We start from the raw sequence: 17789 nt of genomic DNA on the forward strand, positions 1-17789 counted from the left end.
GGTCATCTTCAGAAGTGATAGCGGAAGCCGACCCCGACGCTGCGGCCACTGTCCATTGCCCCCATTTTCGCGTCGCGTCCGGTGCCGCCATATTCTGCAGGCAAGGCCGGGAAGTAATAGCCATGCGTTTCGCGGCGTTCGTCGAGCAGGTTATTGCCCCATACATAGAGGTCGAGGTTGGCATTTTCCACGCCAATACGCGCATTGACTTGATGGTGTGCTTTGAGATCAAGCTGATTTTCGATGGTCGCGGCGCGTTTATCGCTGTATTGATAGCTGATGAAGCCAACGAGGTTGCCGTTGCCCATGCCTAATGGCAATGCCATGGGTTGGCGGTATTCAGCGGCGAGCCCGCCCGACCATTTAGGAACATCAGGTACACGGTTGCCAATATCAATCGCCGGCTTGATGCTGTTTTGCGGTTTGCCGCTGATGCGTGCGTCAGTATAGGCAAGGTTGCCGTGCAAGGTCAGGGTGTCGACTGGCTGCCAGCTCAGCGCGAGTTCCATGCCTTTGCTTTTGGTGTCGTAGTTTTCGGTGATGTTGGCGTAGGATACGGTCGGATCAGGGGTGACGAAAACATGGTCGTTTTTGGTGCGGTTATAGAACAACGCAGCACTCGCTTGAATGCGCTGATCAGGGAAGTCGCTTTTCACACCCCACTCAAAGCTATCCACCGTTGCTGGCTTATACGCTGCCGCGGGCTTACCGCTGACGATACCGGTATCCCAGTCGCTGAAGCCGCCGGGTTTGTAACCGTGGGCATAAGTGGCATAGGTGTGTACGTCATCGGTTAAGGCATAGTTCAATGCCACGCGACCGGTGAGGAAGTTATCCCTGAGCTTCTGTGCGTCATGCTGCGTAGTGGCACCCGGAACCGCGTAACCGGCGTTTGGCGTCCAGTCCGCCTGGTAGTCGAGGTTATTCCATGTATAGCGCAGGCCGGTGGTGACATCGAGGCGCTCAGTGAGCGGATAAGTCGCCTCACCGAAGACGGCAAAGCTGTCTGTGGTGTAATGGCGATTGAGTTCGGCAAAAAACGGGTTATAACTGCCCAGCGGATTGTCGTCATAAAGGCCGTGGTAATGGCTCAAGCGCTTGCTGTGATAATAGTTTGCGCCGAGCAGCCAGAAAAATGGCGCATCTTCGTTCGAGCCAAGATGGAATTCCTGAAACCACTGCGTCATGTCACTGTCCAAAACGTTTTTTGAACGGTAGTCCTTGCCGTAAATATGCTCGGAAAGTGTTTTACTGAAATTCGGTGCAATGACCTGATTGCTAAAGTCCCCCCAGCCAGTCGTGCTTTGCAAGTGGAATTGCTGCCAATCATGGCGCCAATTAAGCGAAGCGTTGCTGTGCGTGGCACTGCTATCAACATCACCGGGCTGCAGTTTAGTCACAGCATTGCCGTCAAGCAGGGAAAAGACGGCGGCAGAATCCCGCTGGCGATCGTGTTCTGCACTAAATAATACGTCATCACGTTCGCCCTGCCAGCGCAATGATGCGCGGCCAAACAAAGTATTCGGCTCACTGACAGGTTTACCGGTGAGGCTATTGTGATAAGCGTGGTCATTGTGGGTATAACGCAGGGCAACACGGCCAGCAAGGTTATCGCTCAAGTCATCATTGATTACGGCTTCACCAAGGTAATGCCCTTCCGTACCGATTTCTGCACCGATGTGCCCTTCAAAGCCCGCATGTGGTTTGTTTGGCGTGATGTTGATCACGCCAGCATCACTGTTGCGCCCGTAGAGCGTACCCTGCGGCCCTTTGAGTACCTCAACCTGGGCAATATCCACGGTCGAAGTTGCTGCTTTGTACTGTGGCAAGGGTACACCGTGTTCGTAGAGGATCACCGATGTATCATCAAGGCTGACCTGATTGAACGGGCCAACACCACGAATTTTGATCGCCGTCTGCCACGGCGCACCGGATGCATTTGGTTCAACGCCGGGCGTTTGCCAAAGCAGCTCGTCGAGCTGACCACGATATTGATCTTCCAACTGTCGCTCGGAAATGCTGTTTACAGTAAACGGTACATCGAGCAACGGTTCAGCAGTGTGCCGCGCTGTCACTGTAATTGGATTAAGCACGATGTTTTCCTCGGCTTGTGCGGATAAAACTGTACTGACAGCGATAAATAACACATTACGAGCAAACATCGAGCACCTCCAAAAAATGAAAACACTTATTGTTCCATCTCATGACCATGAATTTTGGGAAAAGGATTGGACAATCGGGAATTTTTTGCGTGTAAGCCTATTCAAGCAGGCAATAAAAAAGCGCCTTCGTGGCGCTTGTGGTTCAGGTGTTTGGCTTTGCGGCTGTATGCCCCTTTGCCCTTCTTGGGTTTAACGACCTGTTTGCGGTATTTGCCGCTGTGTAACAGGTCGCGATTGAGTTGATTTCTGGTCATTCAATGCTCCTGTTCGTTCAATAATGGCCAGTCACTACGGCTGGCTGCCGCGCATCATAGCACAGAATTATGCCTTTTCTGTGGCAAAGCAACCATATACGGCATGATCAACTACCCGCCCCTCTGATAACGCTTCAGCGCGGGTGATGATGCCTTCGAGTGTCATACCAAGGCGTTCGGCAACCGCGCGGCTTGCCTGATTTTCGGCGGCGGCTGAAAGCTGGAATTTTTTCAGGCCGTAGTGGTTAAATGCCCAATCGCGCAAGGTCGCCACTGCATGGGTCGCAATGCCTTTACCACGATATTCACGGCTCAGCCAGTAGCCAACTTCAGCGACGCCCCGCTGATGGTCGATGGTATTCAGGCTAACGTTGCCAACAACTTTCCCCTGATAAATCATCGCACAGGTCAGGCTTTTGCCATCGGCATAATCGTGCAATGAACGGCGCACAAAGTCTTTAAAAAACTGTTCGTCCTTTGCCTTATCCGGCCATGCCAGCCACTGGCGCAAATCATCGCGTTCACTATCCACAATACGCCAATAATCCTTGGCAAATTCTGGCTGTACCAGTGCCAACTTGAGTTCAGGCATATCCGTAGCACCTGCTTCAAAAAGCATCATATATTTTCCTTATTCGACACGAAATTCAATCGGCACGATTGCTTTTGAACGTACTGGTTTGCCATCAGCCAGCCCCGCCTTGAAGCGCATTTTTTTCGTATTGCGCAAGACGTAGCGGTCTATTTCCCGGTTACCGGATGATTCAATAATCTCAGTTGTTTGCGGTACGCCGTCTGCATCCATAATAATTTCGACTTTGGCTTTGAATATATCGCCGGCATTTGCATAGCGCTGCGCACGTTGCGGCATCGTCCACTCAGGTTGAGAAAGTAGCTCAGGCGGCGTCAGTACCGGTTTTGCTGGCGCACAGGCCAATACGGCAAATATTGCCATAATAGGTAGTAAAAATAAGCGTATTTGTTTCATGGTGATCCTCCAATAAAAAAGCCGATCATTCACGATGATCGGCTCACAATCAATCCTAAACCATATTACAAGTCAAATGCTGCATTGATCAGCGTTTGCGTGTATTCGGTTTGTGGATGATAGAAGATTTGCTGCGCACTACCGCGCTCCATCACTTTACCTTTTTGCATGACGATCACTTCGTCACTCATCGCGCGCACGACGGATAAATCGTGGCTGATAAAGATATAGGACAAATCAAACTTCTTCTGCAAGTTTCGCAAAAGCTCGACCACTTTGACTTGAATTGAGCGGTCAAGTGCCGAAGTTGGCTCATCGAGCAGAACAAATTTGGGTTCTAGGATGACCGCACGCGCAATCGCAATTCGCTGACGCTGACCACCAGAAAATTCGTGTGGATAGCGGTTGATCATCAGCGGGCTGAGCGAGACCTCTTCCATCATCGCCGCCACTTTCGCGACGCGGTCTTTCTTGCTTAGCTGCGGCTGATGCACTTGCAAGCCTTCACCGATGATTTCGCCGATGGTCATGCGCGGCGACAGCGAACCAAACGGATCCTGGAAAACGATCTGGCGATCCGCTTTGAGTTTTTGACTCTGCTTGTCGTGTGCTGTAGTGAGCTTCTGCCCTTCAAAGATGATTTCACCTTCATAAGGCAGCATCTGCATGATCGCCTTACCAAGCGTCGATTTACCCGAGCCAGATTCACCAACGATGCCGAGCGTCTGCCCTTTTTGCAGGCTCAGGGAAATATCGTCAACCGCTTTGAACGTCTTGCGCGGCTGACCAAAGAAGCTGCGCTCGATCACGAACTCGACGGTGACGTTATTTGCTTCAAGCAAGACTGGTGCATCAGCAGATACCGGCTCTTTCAAGCCTTTTGGCGTCGCATCAAGCAGCATTTTGGTGTATTCATGCTGTGGGTTATTGAAAATTTCCTTGATATCGCCCTGCTCGACTATCTCACCTTGGCGCATCACACAGACTTTTTCTGCATAGTGCTCAGCAAGGCCGAGGTCGTGGGTGATAAAGATAATTGCCATTCCCATCTCACGCTGCAAATCGTGTAGCAAGTCGAGAATTTCTGCCTGAATGGTAACGTCAAGTGCGGTAGTTGGTTCATCAGCAATCAGCAGATCAGGCTCGTTAATCAGGGCCATTGCGATCATGATGCGCTGCAACTGACCACCGGAAAACTCATGCGGATACGCTTTCATTCGGCGATCAGGCTGATCAATACCGACCTTACCGAGTAAGGTTATCGCGCGCTGGCGAACTTCGCTTTTTGGCGTGTTCGGGTAATGCGCAAGAATTGCTTCACCAAGCTGACGACCGATGTGCATAAATGGGTTAAGTGAGGTCATCGGCTCTTGGAAAATCATCCCAATACGGTTACCACGCACACGGCGCAGTTCTTTTTCAGGCGCATCAAGCAGTGATTTGCCTTCATAAGTAATGGTTGAGTCTGCACCATATTCAGTGATGTTGTCCGGTAACAGGCGCACAACTGCCATCGCAGTGACAGACTTTCCTGAGCCAGACTCTCCAACCAGTGCCAACGTTTGTCCTTTTTCAACGACAAAGCTGGTGCCTTTAACCGCATTCACGGTTTCATGATTGAGCGCGAAATCGACTTTGAGATTATCTACGCGTAATAAAATATCATTCATAATGGCTATTCCTTAGCGGTCTCTCGGGTCGAGGGCATCGCGCAGCCCATCGCCGATAAAGTTAAAGCAGAACAGAATCAAAGCAAGGAAAATTGCCGGGAAAATCAGCGTCCACGGGGTGCTTTCCATTTGCTTCGCACCTTCTGAAATCAGCACACCCAAGCTCGTCATTGGCTCTTGCACACCAAGGCCAAGGAAGCTCAAGAAGCTTTCAGTGAGGATAACGACAGGAATGGTCAACGTGACGTAAACAATCACCGTACCCAACGTATTGGGGATGATGTGGCGGCGAATGATCGCACCATTGGATACACCCATCGCCTCAGCGGCAACGACGAACTCCTTATGGCGCAGCGATAACGCCTGACCGCGCACAATTCGCGCCATGGTCAGCCATTCAATCGCACCGATTGCAGCAAACATCAAGAAGATATTGCGCCCGAAGAACACCATCAGCAGGATGACGAAGAACATGAACGGCATGGAGTACATGACGTCGACAAAGCGCATCATGACGTTATCAACCCGTCCACCAGTGAAGCCGGCAATCGCGCCATACGTCACACCGATCAGCAAGCTAACTGTAGTCGCCGCGAGGCCGACCAATAGCGAGATACGAATACCGTACATGGTGCGCACAAACAAATCGCGACCATTGCCATCGGTACCGAACCAATGTCCGTTTTCGATGCTTGGCGGCATTTGATAATAATCCCAAAAGATTTCATCAATAGCGAACGGGCGAATCATTGGCCCAAAAATTGCCATCAAGGTAATTAGAATAAGAAGAATCAGTGACGTCATCGCGGCCTTGTTTGCACGCAAGCGACGCCATGCGCTTTGCCATAGGCTTTGGCCTTTTGGCGCTTGAACGATCTCAGCCGTTTTTGCAGCATTAATGGTCATGCTTACAACCTCACTTTCGGGTCGAGCCAAGCATAGGCAAGGTCAACCAGCAAATTAAACAGAACAATCAAGGCACCGTAAAACACCACTACGCCCATCACCAAGGTGTAATCGCGGTTCAGCGCGCCTTGCACGAAGTAACGACCAATGCCGGGAATACCGAAAATCTGTTCGATAACGACCGAACCAGTCAAAAGTGCGGCCATCGCCGGGCCGAGGTAACTGATCACCGGCATCAGTGCTGGCTTTAAGCAGTGACGCATAATAACTTTACGCTCAGAAAGCCCTTTAGCACGTGCGGTACGCACATGGTTAGCGCGTAGAACTTCGATCATCGAACCACGCATCAAGCGGGAAATATAGGCAATCTGCGGCAATGCCAGCGTCACGATTGGCAAAATCATTTGCTCCCAACTCGCCCCCCAGCCACCAGCGGGTAACCAGCCTGCATAGACGGCGAGCAACAGGATCAGGATCGGCGCCATGACAAAGTTCGGTATGGTGATACCAGCCATAGCTATCCCCATTACCGAGTAATCTACCGCCGAATTCTGGCGAATAGCGGCAATTGATCCAAGCGTACAACCAACCAATACCGCAATGATCATTGCCAGGCCACCAAGGGTCATAGACACTGGGAAACCATAGCCAATTAGCTCAGTGACACTGCGGTCCTTGTACTGGAATGAAGGGCCAAAGTCGCCCTGAATGATATTGCCGAGATAACGGAAATACTGTTGATAAAGTGGCTCATCCAGATGATACATCGCATTGAGATTGGCCTGAATTTCCGGCGGCAGAGTGCGCTCCATATCAAATGGACCACCCGGCGCAACACGGATCAGGAAAAATGCCAGCGTGATGATGATCAAGAGCGTGGGTATCGCGACCAACAGTCGCTTGAAAATATATCGAATCATAAGTTCTACGCACGACCAAAGTTATATTTTTAACGAATAACATCAACCATTGTCATAAGGTTGATGTCGCCTTGGGGTCAGCAATATACCACAGCATGTACTCATTCATGAGTACGCAGCGCAGAGAAAAACATATTTTTTGGCAAAATCCTGACCGCTGCTTAGATACTCTGAACTAAAAACACTCTCAAAAACAAATAATAAAAATTAAACACATACACTTAACAATAACCATTTCGTAAATAAGTAAGTACAAGCAAACAATGACTGTATGACTTCAAGCATAATCACTCACCAACCACCAAACAAATAAACATTTGTTTTTTAAATATTTATAAAAAATCATGGTTGCAGATGCTGATAATTGCCCATACATACTTATAAATTTCACATAATTCATGCTAATCTGATAAACCGTGGTAACACAACTATGCTAATTCAACAGGAGACAATCTCTATGTCGTTTAAAAAGAAATCCCTGACACTTGCTTTGAGCAGTGCCCTTATTGCCAGTTTCTCTCTTAGCGCCCACGCAGAAATGGTACTCAAACGCGGTAACGGCAGTGAGCCACAAAGCCTTGACCCACAAATTGCCGAAGGTGTGCCTTCATCGCATATTCAGCGTGACCTATTTGAAGGTCTGACTGCTGAAGATCAAGAAGCCAACATCATCCCTGGCATGGCTGAAAGCTGGGATATTTCTGAAGACGGCAAGACCTACACTTTCCACTTACGCGATGCAAAATGGACTGATGGCGCTCCAGTTACAGCCGAAGATTTCGTCTATGCATGGCAGCGCGGTGTTAATCCAGCTACTGGCTCGAACTACGCATTCATCCTTTACCCAATTAAAAATGCCGAAGCGATTGCCGAAGGCAAAATGCAGCCAGAAGAACTTGGCGCCAAAGTAATTGACGACAAAACCATCGAAGTTGAGCTGGAAGGCCCTACCCCATACTTCCTCGGCATGCTTGCCCATAACGTTGCTTACCCTGTACCAAAGCAAACCGTCGAAAAATACGGTGATGACTGGACTCGCCCAGAAAACATCGTTTCAAACGGCGCGTTCAAAATGCAGGAATGGACACCACAATCAAACATCACTCTGGTCAAATCAGACTCTTACTGGGATAAAGATGCCGTCAAGCTAGACAAAGTTATCTTCTACCCAACAGAAGACCAAGGCAGTGAACTCAAGCGTTACCGCGCTGGTGAAATTGATTGGACGTACGAAATTCCTAACGACCAGATCAAATGGATTCAAAGCAACCTTGCTGACGAGCTGCAATCAGCCAACTACCTCGGTACTTATTACTATGGCTTTAACACCAGCAAGCCACCTTTCGACAACAAAGACCTTCGTGAAGCTCTGACTCTCGCTCTTGACCGTGACGTCATTACTGAAAAGGTCACTGGTGCTGGCGAAACTCCTGCCTACAGCATTGTTGTACCAGGCGTAAATAACTACGACGCGTACAAGCCTGAGTGGGCTGACTGGCCACGCGCTGAGCAAATCAAAAAAGCCAAGGAACTGTATGCCAAAGCTGGCTACGGACCTGATAACCCATTGAAAATCGAATTGATTTACAACACCAGCGATAACCACAAAAAAATTGCCATTGCAGCTGCATCTATGTGGAAGCAAATTCTCGGTGTTGAAACCGAGCTGGTTAACCAGGAATGGAAAGTCTTCCTCTCTACCCGTAAGCAAGGCAATACCGAAGCATTCCGCGCTGGCTGGATTGGTGACTACAACGATCCAAACTCATTCCTTGAGCTGTTCGTCAGTAACTCAGGCTTGAACGACGTATTCTTTAAAAATGAAGAATTTGACAGCCTGCTCAAGCAAGCTGCAAGCGAGCAGGATGCAGGCAAGCGCGCTGAAACACTGCGTCAAGCTGAAGAGGTCTTCACCGACAGCTATTCATTAGCACCGATCTACCACTATGTGACCAAGCATATGGTTAAGCCATACGTTAAGGGTTACACCAACAACGTTATGGATCACAACCGCTCGAAGTACATGTATATCGAGAAGTAAATCCCCTCTTCAGGCCCTGTTAAACTCAGGGACTACACTGCAAAAAGATCCAGCCAAATGGCTGGATCTTTTTTTATCACAGTGCAACCAAATGCCCACTACTCTGATCTCATCATAAGGCTAGACGTCCACCACAAAACGCCCACTGCTCAAAATTAACAGCCTATATGCTGCTTAGAGCGTTTAATTGCCTACACATCCTGAAGTAATCCCCCCATTAACCAGTCCTGATACAAACATTAGCAGCTCTACTTCGCCATAAAATTGATGAACTATGTGGCACAAATATTATTTACAAACATTTCGTAAAGTAATTTTTAACACATTTTCACAAAATAAAGTATTATTTTGCATAGAAGTACGCGTGGCACCTTAACAATCTAATCACAACCACGACAACCTTACTTCGCTATGTCAATTGTCATCATAAAGGAAATGTATGAAACGCTTTTTTCCCACCGCATTGGCGCTCGCAATCGCCATTGCAGGATCTGCTCATGCCGCAGGCATGTTACAACGCGATAATGGTGCAGAACCAGCCTCGATTGATCCTCAGCTTGCTTCAGAAGATGCCGGCCACCGCATTTTGATTGACACCTTTGAAGGCCTAACGGCAACAGGCCCTGAAGGCGGCATTATTCCCGGTGTCGCAGAAAGCTGGGAGACGAGTGAAGACGGCAAGACATGGTTATTCCACCTGCGTGATACCACTTGGTCAGACGGCACGCCGCTCACTGCTCATGACTTCGTTTATGGTTGGCAGCGCGCTGTTGACCCAGCTACTGGCTCAACCTATGCCTTCGTGCTGTTTCCCGTTAAGAATGCCGAAGCCATTGCCAATGGTGAGATCAAGGATCTTGATCAGCTAGGTATTAAAGCGCTAGACGATCATACCCTGCAAGTTGAGCTGGAGAATCCGACACCTTATTTTGCGCAATTACTCAACCATTACACCACCTACCCTGCGCCACGCCACGTCATTGAGCAATACGGCAAAGAATGGACTCAGCCTGAACACATCGTCAGTAACGGCGCATTTCACATTACTGATTGGACGCCTCAAGCCAGTATCACCGCAAAAAAATCCGATACCTATTGGGATAAAGACAACGTTAGCTTGGATGGCGTCGTCTATCATTCCATAGAAAATCAAAGCTCTTCTTTAGCCCGCTATCGTGCAGGCGAACTCGATATTGGTTCCGTACCTATCGATCAGCTGGATTGGGTAAGAAATAACCTTGCAGATGAAGTACTCACTTATGATTTCCTTGGTACTTACTTCTACGGCATGAACCTGACTAAGGCACCATTTAAGGATAATCCCAAACTGCGTCGTGCGTTAAGTATGGCGATTGACCGCAACATTCTGATCGACAAAGTAATTCGTGGCGGCCAAACACCAGCCTACAGTATCGTTCCTCCACTGACGGACAACAGCAAGCCTTACCAGCCTGAATGGGCATCATTACCACGTGGCGAACAAATTGCCGAAGCGAAGAAACTATTTGCAGAAGCAGGATACGGCCCAGACAACCCACTTAAGCTGGAGCTGCTCTACAACACCAACGAAGACCACAAGAAAATTGCCATTGCCATTGCCAGTATGTGGAAGCAAATTCTCGGCGTTGAAACAGAGCTACTCAATCAGGAATGGAAAGTCATGCTTTCTACTTTGCGCCAAGGTGACAGCCAAATTTATCGCAGCGCATGGTATGGCGACTACAACGACCCAAATACCTTTCTTGAAGTTTTTACCAGTGGCTCGGAAGAAAATTATGGTCGCTATAGCGATCCACAATTTGATCAGCTGGTCAGCGATGGAGCAAAAGAGCAGGATTTACAAAAGCGCGCACAGATCCTCTACAACGCAGCTAAAACTTTTGCTGATGCTGATGGCATCATCCCTCTCTATCACTACGTCAAAATCAATCTGGTCAAGCCCAATATCAAGGGCGTCAACCCTGATATTATGGGCGTAATCCCAGCACGCTACATTACTAAGGAAGAATAATTTTTTCGCTCAGCCTGCTGCCTTTGCAGCAGGCATCTATCTGATCACAATATTTTCTTGATCTTATCCCCTGATAAATGGGTACAAAGAATAAAATAATTCGTTGTATTATTTTATTCTTTTGTTATTTTCCTTATTCATATTACAGAGAATTACATATGAGTTAACGCATTATTCAGCAAACCAGATAACGCTATTACTATCCTTGGAGTATTTTCCCTCTCAACACCTATAACATAAGAAAAGTTCTCTATGCTATATTAATGCAAGTTCTATTCTGAACTGTTGTTAATCGTACAGGAGTAGCTATGACCCACTCATCACCCAAGGCGGCTGTTATTGCCGTAGGACTAGTAATTCAGATGCTATTTACCCTCCCCGTATTGGCTGAGGATAAAGCAGTATTTCACCGGGCTAATGAATTTGAGCCTGCAACACTTGATCCACATCTAGCTACAGACACCGCCAGCCACACTATTCTGCGTGATACTTTTGAAGGGTTGACCAGCGTCAATGGTGCCGGAGAGGTCATTCCTGGTGTTGCAGAAAGCTGGGATATTTCCGAAGACGGTACAACTTATACTTTCCATCTTCGAGATGATGCACGCTGGTCTGATGGTAATCCTGTGACGGCGACAGATTTTGTCTATGCCTGGCAACGTGCTATCGATCCTGCTACAGCTTCATCTTACAGCTTTATTCTCTATCCAATAAAAAATGCACAGGAAATCAATGAAGGTAAGATGGATAAGAGTGAGCTTGGTATTCAAGCAACCGATGATCATACGCTGATGGTCAACCTCGAAGCACCCACACCTTATTTTCTCGAATTGTTATACCAACCGGCAACTTACCCCGTGGTGCGTAAAAACATAGAGCAGTATGGAGAGAAATGGACACAACCTGATCATATCATCAGCAACGGTCCATTTACTTTAAGCGATATAGTGATGCAGACTACGATCAGTGCAAAAAAATCAAACCAGTACTGGGACAAAGACAATGTAGCCCTAGACGAAGTCGTCTACCACACGGTTGAAAATGCCAATAGTGGCATGCTGCGCTACCGTTCTGGTGAACTAGATATGGTCAACGTCCCACAAGAACAAATAGAGTGGGCTCGTGAAAACCTCCCTGATGATCTACACATATACACACGACTGGGTACTTACTATTTTGGATTTAATCAGGAAAAACCACCATTTAAAGATAACCCTGAACTCCGCCAAGCACTCTCAATGGCCATAGACCGCAATATCATTAGCGAGAAAATATCCCGAGGTGGTCAAGAGCCGGCCTATAGCATTGTTCCACCACAAACAGCACGCCATGAGCCATTTATGCCAGAGTGGGCTAAGCTACCTCGTGACGAACAAATTGCACAGGCCAAAAAACTCTATCAAGCAGCCGGATATGGTCCGGATAACCCGCTCAAGCTGAACTTGACCTACAATACCAGCGAAGATCAAAAACAAAATGCAATTGCCATTGCTTCGATGTGGAAATCAGTTCTTGGCGTTGAAACCTCGCTACAGAACATGGAATGGAAAGTATTGCTCTCACAAGTAAAGAATAAAAATAGTGAAGTATTCCGTATGGGCTGGAGCGCAGATTACAATGATCCGTTTACTTTTTTGGAAATTTTCCGCAGCACCTCTGGTAATAACTATACAGGATTTGCCAATATGCAATACGATGCACTACTTGATGCGGCTGCCCATGAGCCAGACTTAAAAAAACGCACTCAAATACTGCATGAAGCCGAAAAGCAATTTAGTGACGACCACGCAATAATGCCAATTTTCTATTACAACCAAGCTATTCTACTCAAGCCAAATATTGAAGGCTTTACACCAAATGCGGTAAACGTCATCCCATCACGCTTTATTCGCTTTTCAAACCACTAAGCCATAACCAATAGGAACGAACATGACACGACTTCCATTTATTATTCCTCTAGTACTGACCACAGCCATTTCTACTACTATCTCAGCAAATGCCGCAACTGTATTCAATCGCAGTAACGACGCAGAGCCTTCAACACTTGATCCACAGCTCGCTCAGGGCACATCAGAAATGCATATTTTGCGTGATATGTACGAAGGGCTGGTCACAGAAGACCCCGCGGCTGAAATCATTCCTGGTGCTGCCGAAGCATGGGACGTCAGTGACGATGGCAAGGTCTATACATTCAAACTACGAGACGCAAAATGGTCAGACGGCGAACCTGTCACCGCTGACGACTTCGTCTATGCATGGCAGCGAGGTGTTGATCCGGCCGTTGGCAGTAACTACAGCTTCATGCTTTATCCTGTAAAAAATGCGCAAGCTATCGCTAAAGGCGAAGCTGAACCCGATACACTTGGTATTAAAGCAATCGACGACCACACCCTAGAAGTCACCCTCGAAAACCCGACCCCATACTTTATTGGCATGCTCGTTAATGCCGTCGCCTACCCCGTGCCTAAACACATTGTGGAGCAATACGGCGATCAATGGACACGCCCGGAACACAGCGTCAGTAATGGCCCATTTTCTCTTGAAGAATGGACACCGCAATCCACTATTACCCTACAAAAATCCCCAACTTACTGGGATAGTGCAGCAGTCAATTTAGATCACGTCGTTTATCACGTTGCTGAGGACAAAAATGCCGAGCTGCAGCGCTATCGCGCTGGCGAACTCGATTGGACGGCTGATGTACCCGGTGAGCAAATGAAGTGGATTCGCGCCAATCTAGACGACGAACTCAATATCCATAACTATCTCGGTACGTATTACTACGGCTTCAATCTGACCAAAGAACCGTTTAAGGACAACAAGCCACTACGTGAAGCCTTGACGCTCGCTATCGACCGCGACCTGATCGTTGAGAATATCACTGGCGCAGGTGAGACGCCTGCATACAGCTTCGTCGTACCAGGCGTATCAAACTACGATACATTCACCCCTGAATATGCACAAATGAGCGCTGAAGAACGCCACGAGCGTGCCAAAGAGCTCTATGCCGAAGCTGGATATAGTGCAGAAAACCCACTCAAGATCGAACTGCTCTACAATACCAACGACGACAACAAGCGCATCGCTATCGCTATTTCACAAATGTGGAAGCAAATACTTGGTGTTGAGACCGAGCTCGTCAATCAGGAATGGAAGGTTTATCTCAATAACCGCCGCGAGAAAAATACTGAAGTCTTCCGCGCTTCATGGCTAGGCGACTACGATGACCCCAATACCTTCCTCGAACTGTGGACCAGTGGCGGTGGATCAAACAGCATCGGCTACAGCGATCCTGAATACGACAAGCTGCTCAATGACGCCGCAGCCGAGCAGGATATGAGCAAACGCTCAGCACTACTGCGTGAAGCTGAAGAGCGCCTACTTGCCAACTACAGCCTGATCCCGATTTACTTCTACGTATCCAAGCACATGGTTAAGCCATACGTCAGCGGCTATGCCGGTAACGTCATGAACCACTGGCCATCGAAGTACATCACAGTCGATAAGTCAGCAAAATAAACCATTATTGATCCAATGCAAAACGGGAAGCAAAAGCTTCCCGTTTTTTATACGCTGGTTATTTAAGAAAATCCTATTGCACATCAAAACAATAGCGGGTTTGGTGATGATAAGGCTGCTCAGCAGTCGTGCGCACCAACTCAGGATGACGGTTCGCGCTATCCGGCGGTGCTTGCGTTTCTAGTGCAACCCCGGCACATGCTTGATAAGGATTACCATCACAGCCTTTTTCACCGGCCAGCCCTTGCCCTGTATAAAGGTGCAACGCAGGCTGAGTTGTATGGATTACAAGGCGTAAATCGCTATCCACACTTTCGATTACCGCGGCTTGTTGGTCCTCAAGCCAAAAGCTATGGTCATAAATACCTTCGTCAATTGACCGCATTACCTGAAAGTCAAAATGTGTTCCGGCCACAGGCTGACTGTCAGCAGTTGGAATACCAGCCGCATCGACTGCTACATAGCGCTTGGCATTGATTGAAAGCTGCTGAGTCAATGCAGGCTGGCCTACCCCATTGAGGTTGAAATAGGCATGATTGCACAGATTGAATATCGTCGGCTGATCCGTTTGTGCATGATAGTCAATCGTGACGCAGTTATCGTCATCAAGCCGATACGTTGCACGAACAACGACATGACCGGGAAAGCCACCTTCTCCGTCTGATGATTCAATCGCTAAAATCAAAGTATCGGCTGTTTTTTCCAGCAATTGCCAGCGGCGGCGCGAGAGTCCGTCAAAGCCTCCGTGCAAATGATTGGGCGCTTCATTGGCATCAACATCATAGCTGCGCCCGTCCAATGTAAACGTAGCATTGGCAATACGCCCACAATAACGCCCTACCGAGCTACCAAGATAAGCACCACTCTGGCTCATACGCACAGGATCATCGCTACCGAGTAATACTTCCCGCAATGTGCCATCTCTCATGGGAATCTGGCACGACAACCATGCTGCGCCCTGCTCACTGACACCGATGCGCATGCCCTGCTTATTTTCAAGCCAATGCAACATGCCCGCCCTCCACGGCATGGAAGACGTGAACTTCAGCATCAATACCGCCGCTGTGCTTAGGATATTCACGCGCGATCACTGCACGCACGTCATCGACAAGATGCAAAGGCACTAATGCCACCACACAACCACCAAAGCCGCCACCAGTCATGCGCACGCCACCTTGTTCGCCAATGACCCCATCGACCAAACTAACCAGTGCATCAATCGCCGGTACTGTAATTTCAAAATCATCACGCATTGAGGCGTGGCTTTCAGCCATTAGCTTACTGATTTGCGCAACATCGTGATGACGTAATGCGCCGCGCATATTCAGGGTACGCGCGTTTTCGGTAATCACATGACGGGCACGGCGATAATCGACTTCATCAAGCTGATCGCGATGTGCGTCCAATTGCGCCATATCCGCATCACGCAATGCTTTGACGCCGAGTGCTTGCGCTGCACGCTCACATTGTTCACGGCGCAAATTGTATTCACTGCCAACCAAGCCACGCTTGATTTTGGAATCGAGCACCATCACTGCTAGCGCTTCTGGCATCGGCACAGCCTCATGAGCCAGCGAGCGGCAATCTATCAATAAAGCACTGTTCTTTTCACCTAGCGCACTGATAAATTGATCCATGATCCCGCAGCGGCAACCGACAAATTCATTTTCGGCACGCTGAGCAAGCAAAGCGAGATCTTCTCCGCTAATTGTCCAGCCATAAAGTCGGCAGAGTGCCGAGCCTACAGCAATTTCCAGCGAAGCAGATGAGCTCAGGCCGGCACCCGTTGGCACGTTCCCACTGATCACCATTTGAAACCCCTGATCAGGCACGCCAAAGCGCTCAATCAAAAGCCAGACCATGCCACGCACGTAATCAGCCCAGCCATCCGTTTTTGCTGGCCGCGCTGCGGATAGCTCATAGCAATCCTCTCCATCAAAATCAGCTGCCAGAATGCAGTTCTGCTTGTCGTTACTTAGCGAGACACTGACTTCCGTGTAGCAATCAATAGCACAAGGCAAGACGAAACCGTCGTTATAGTCTGTATGCTCACCGATCAAATTAACGCGCCCGGGGGAACGGGTCACAACAACAGCATCTTGTCCGTAATGTTCGCGCAGTAGCGCAGCAGTATCTTTAATCATTATTTTGCTCGCGGTAATGGATATCAGAAAGAGATTGCAGCTTTGCCGCTGCCTGTTCGGGCGTTAAATCACGCTGCACTTCGGCAAGCATTTCATAACCCACCATGAATTTTTTAACACTCGCCGAGCGCAGCAATGGCGGATAAAAATGCGCATGGCATTGCCAGTGTTCCGTTTCATCTGCATCAAAAGGTGCACCGTGAAAGCCCATCGAATAAGGGAATGAGCACTCGAACAAATTATCGTAGCGAATCGTCAGGCGCTTGAGCACAATTGCCAAATCATGCTGCACGGCCGCATCAGCCTCAGTCAAACGTGGCAAAGGCACTTTCGGTAGTAGCAGTATTTCATACGGCCACACAGCCCAGAACGGCACCACAGCGAGCCAATATTCACCTTCCACCACCGTACGCTGCCCATCAGCTTGTTCGCGTTTGGCATAATCAAGCAACATGGCACTGCCGTATTTCCGGTAATAGTTTCGCTGAGTCAGATCAGCTTTAGCTAGCTCATTAGGCAGAAAATCACTCGCCCAAATTTGCCCATGAGGGTGAGGGTTAGAGCAGCCCATGGCCGAGCCTTTGTTTTCAAAAACCTGCACCCAGCGATAACGTGTACCAAGTATATTCATTTGTTCTTGCCACGTACTGATGACCGCCTCAACTTCGGGAATACTCAGCTGCGGCAGCGTTTTGGCATGATCAGGAGAAAAGCAAATTACTCGGCTTTCCCCTTTTACTGACTCAAGGGCAAAAAGTGGATCATCCTTCTGCTGATAAGAAGGCGTATCAGGCAGCAGCGCAGAAAAATCATTGGTAAAGACATAAGGCTGTGAATAATCAGGATTTACCTCTCCGGTAATACGGGTATTGCCAGGGCAAAGATAGCACTCTGGATCATAAGAGGGCTTTACGCTGATATCGGGGGCTTCTTTTTGCCCCTGCCACGGCCGCTTGGCGCGATGCGGCGAGACCAAAACCCAGCTGTCTGTCAGTGGGTTATAACGACGATGAGGATGTTCACTTAGCTCAAACATATCAAGTATCCTGCTAAAAAACTGCTAGCAGTTTAAATCAACCGATGACCATCTTCTAGCGTGAAAAAATCCTTTAACACAAAATTGAGTTTTATAAAAATAAACTTTATTAAAATCAAGATAACTTAAATAAACAAT

14 protein-coding genes are annotated in these 17789 nt (G+C 48.3%); 4 read left to right on the top strand and 10 right to left on the bottom strand.

Translation table 11 applies throughout. The annotated features are described in order from the left end of the window. Nucleotides 1–8: 8 nt before the first annotated feature. From KRX19_08030 to oppB, 7 genes are all read right to left on the bottom strand, one after another. Nucleotides 9–2162 (bottom strand): TonB-dependent receptor, encoded by a 2154-nt coding sequence (locus KRX19_08030; protein MBV7434969.1) that lies wholly within the window; start codon nt 2160–2162, stop codon nt 9–11. A gap of 101 nt (nt 2163–2263) precedes the next feature. Further along, nucleotides 2264–2416 (bottom strand): ribosome alternative rescue factor ArfA, encoded by a 153-nt coding sequence (locus tag KRX19_08035; protein ID MBV7434970.1) that lies wholly within the window; start codon nt 2414–2416, stop codon nt 2264–2266. Nucleotides 2417–2483: 67 nt separating this feature from the next. Then, on the bottom strand, nt 2484–3008 hold the full coding sequence (locus KRX19_08040) for a GNAT family N-acetyltransferase (GenBank protein MBV7434971.1): 525 nt from the start codon (nt 3006–3008) through the stop codon (nt 2484–2486). 39 nt (nt 3009–3047) lie between these two features. Then, nucleotides 3048–3404 carry an energy transducer TonB gene (locus tag KRX19_08045; GenBank protein ID MBV7434972.1) on the bottom strand — a complete coding sequence of 119 codons (357 nt, stop codon included), beginning with the start codon at nt 3402–3404 and terminating at the stop codon, nt 3048–3050. Nucleotides 3405–3469: 65 nt separating this feature from the next. Then, nucleotides 3470–5074 (bottom strand): ABC transporter ATP-binding protein, encoded by a 1605-nt coding sequence (locus KRX19_08050; protein ID MBV7434973.1) that lies wholly within the window; start codon nt 5072–5074, stop codon nt 3470–3472. A gap of 12 nt (nt 5075–5086) precedes the next feature. Further along, complete coding sequence (locus KRX19_08055; protein MBV7434974.1) at nt 5087–5980, bottom strand: ABC transporter permease subunit; 894 nt, start codon at nt 5978–5980, stop codon at nt 5087–5089. Nucleotides 5981–5982: 2 nt separating this feature from the next. Then, a complete protein-coding gene (gene oppB / locus KRX19_08060) occupies nt 5983–6900 on the bottom strand; it encodes an oligopeptide ABC transporter permease OppB (protein ID MBV7434975.1) in 918 nt (305 codons plus the stop codon). Nucleotides 6901–7357: 457 nt separating this feature from the next. Here oppB and KRX19_08065 point away from each other — a divergent pair, with 457 nt between their 5' ends. From KRX19_08065 to KRX19_08080, 4 genes are all read left to right on the top strand, one after another. Beyond that, a complete protein-coding gene (locus KRX19_08065) occupies nt 7358–8941 on the top strand; it encodes a peptide ABC transporter substrate-binding protein (protein MBV7434976.1) in 1584 nt (527 codons plus the stop codon). Between the two features lie 439 nt (nt 8942–9380). Then, nucleotides 9381–10952: a peptide ABC transporter substrate-binding protein gene (locus KRX19_08070; GenBank protein MBV7434977.1), complete on the top strand. Its 1572-nt coding sequence runs from the start codon at nt 9381–9383 to the stop codon at nt 10950–10952. A 362-nt stretch (nt 10953–11314) separates the two neighbouring features. Beyond that, nucleotides 11315–12859, top strand: a complete 1545-nt coding sequence (locus KRX19_08075; protein ID MBV7434978.1) for a peptide ABC transporter substrate-binding protein — start codon at nt 11315–11317, stop codon at nt 12857–12859. 22 nt (nt 12860–12881) lie between these two features. Then, complete coding sequence (locus KRX19_08080; GenBank protein ID MBV7434979.1) at nt 12882–14471, top strand: peptide ABC transporter substrate-binding protein; 1590 nt, start codon at nt 12882–12884, stop codon at nt 14469–14471. Between the two features lie 73 nt (nt 14472–14544). Here KRX19_08080 and KRX19_08085 read toward each other — a convergent pair whose 3' ends face one another. The 3 genes from KRX19_08085 to galT are packed head-to-tail and all read right to left on the bottom strand — an operon-like array spanning nt 14545 to nt 17651. Next, nucleotides 14545–15483: a galactose mutarotase gene (locus tag KRX19_08085; GenBank protein MBV7434980.1), complete on the bottom strand. Its 939-nt coding sequence runs from the start codon at nt 15481–15483 to the stop codon at nt 14545–14547. Further along, nucleotides 15467–16615 carry a galactokinase gene (galK, locus tag KRX19_08090; GenBank protein MBV7434981.1) on the bottom strand — a complete coding sequence of 383 codons (1149 nt, stop codon included), beginning with the start codon at nt 16613–16615 and terminating at the stop codon, nt 15467–15469. Before galK ends, KRX19_08085 begins: the two co-directional genes overlap by 17 nt. Beyond that, a complete protein-coding gene (gene galT, locus KRX19_08095; protein MBV7434982.1) occupies nt 16608–17651 on the bottom strand; it encodes a galactose-1-phosphate uridylyltransferase in 1044 nt (347 codons plus the stop codon). The genes galK and galT overlap by 8 nt, the downstream gene beginning before the upstream one ends. Nucleotides 17652–17789 lie beyond the last annotated feature (138 nt).

This window comes from Cardiobacteriaceae bacterium TAE3-ERU3, assembly GCA_019218315.1.
Taxonomy (GTDB): domain Bacteria; phylum Pseudomonadota; class Gammaproteobacteria; order Cardiobacteriales; family Cardiobacteriaceae; genus JAHUUI01.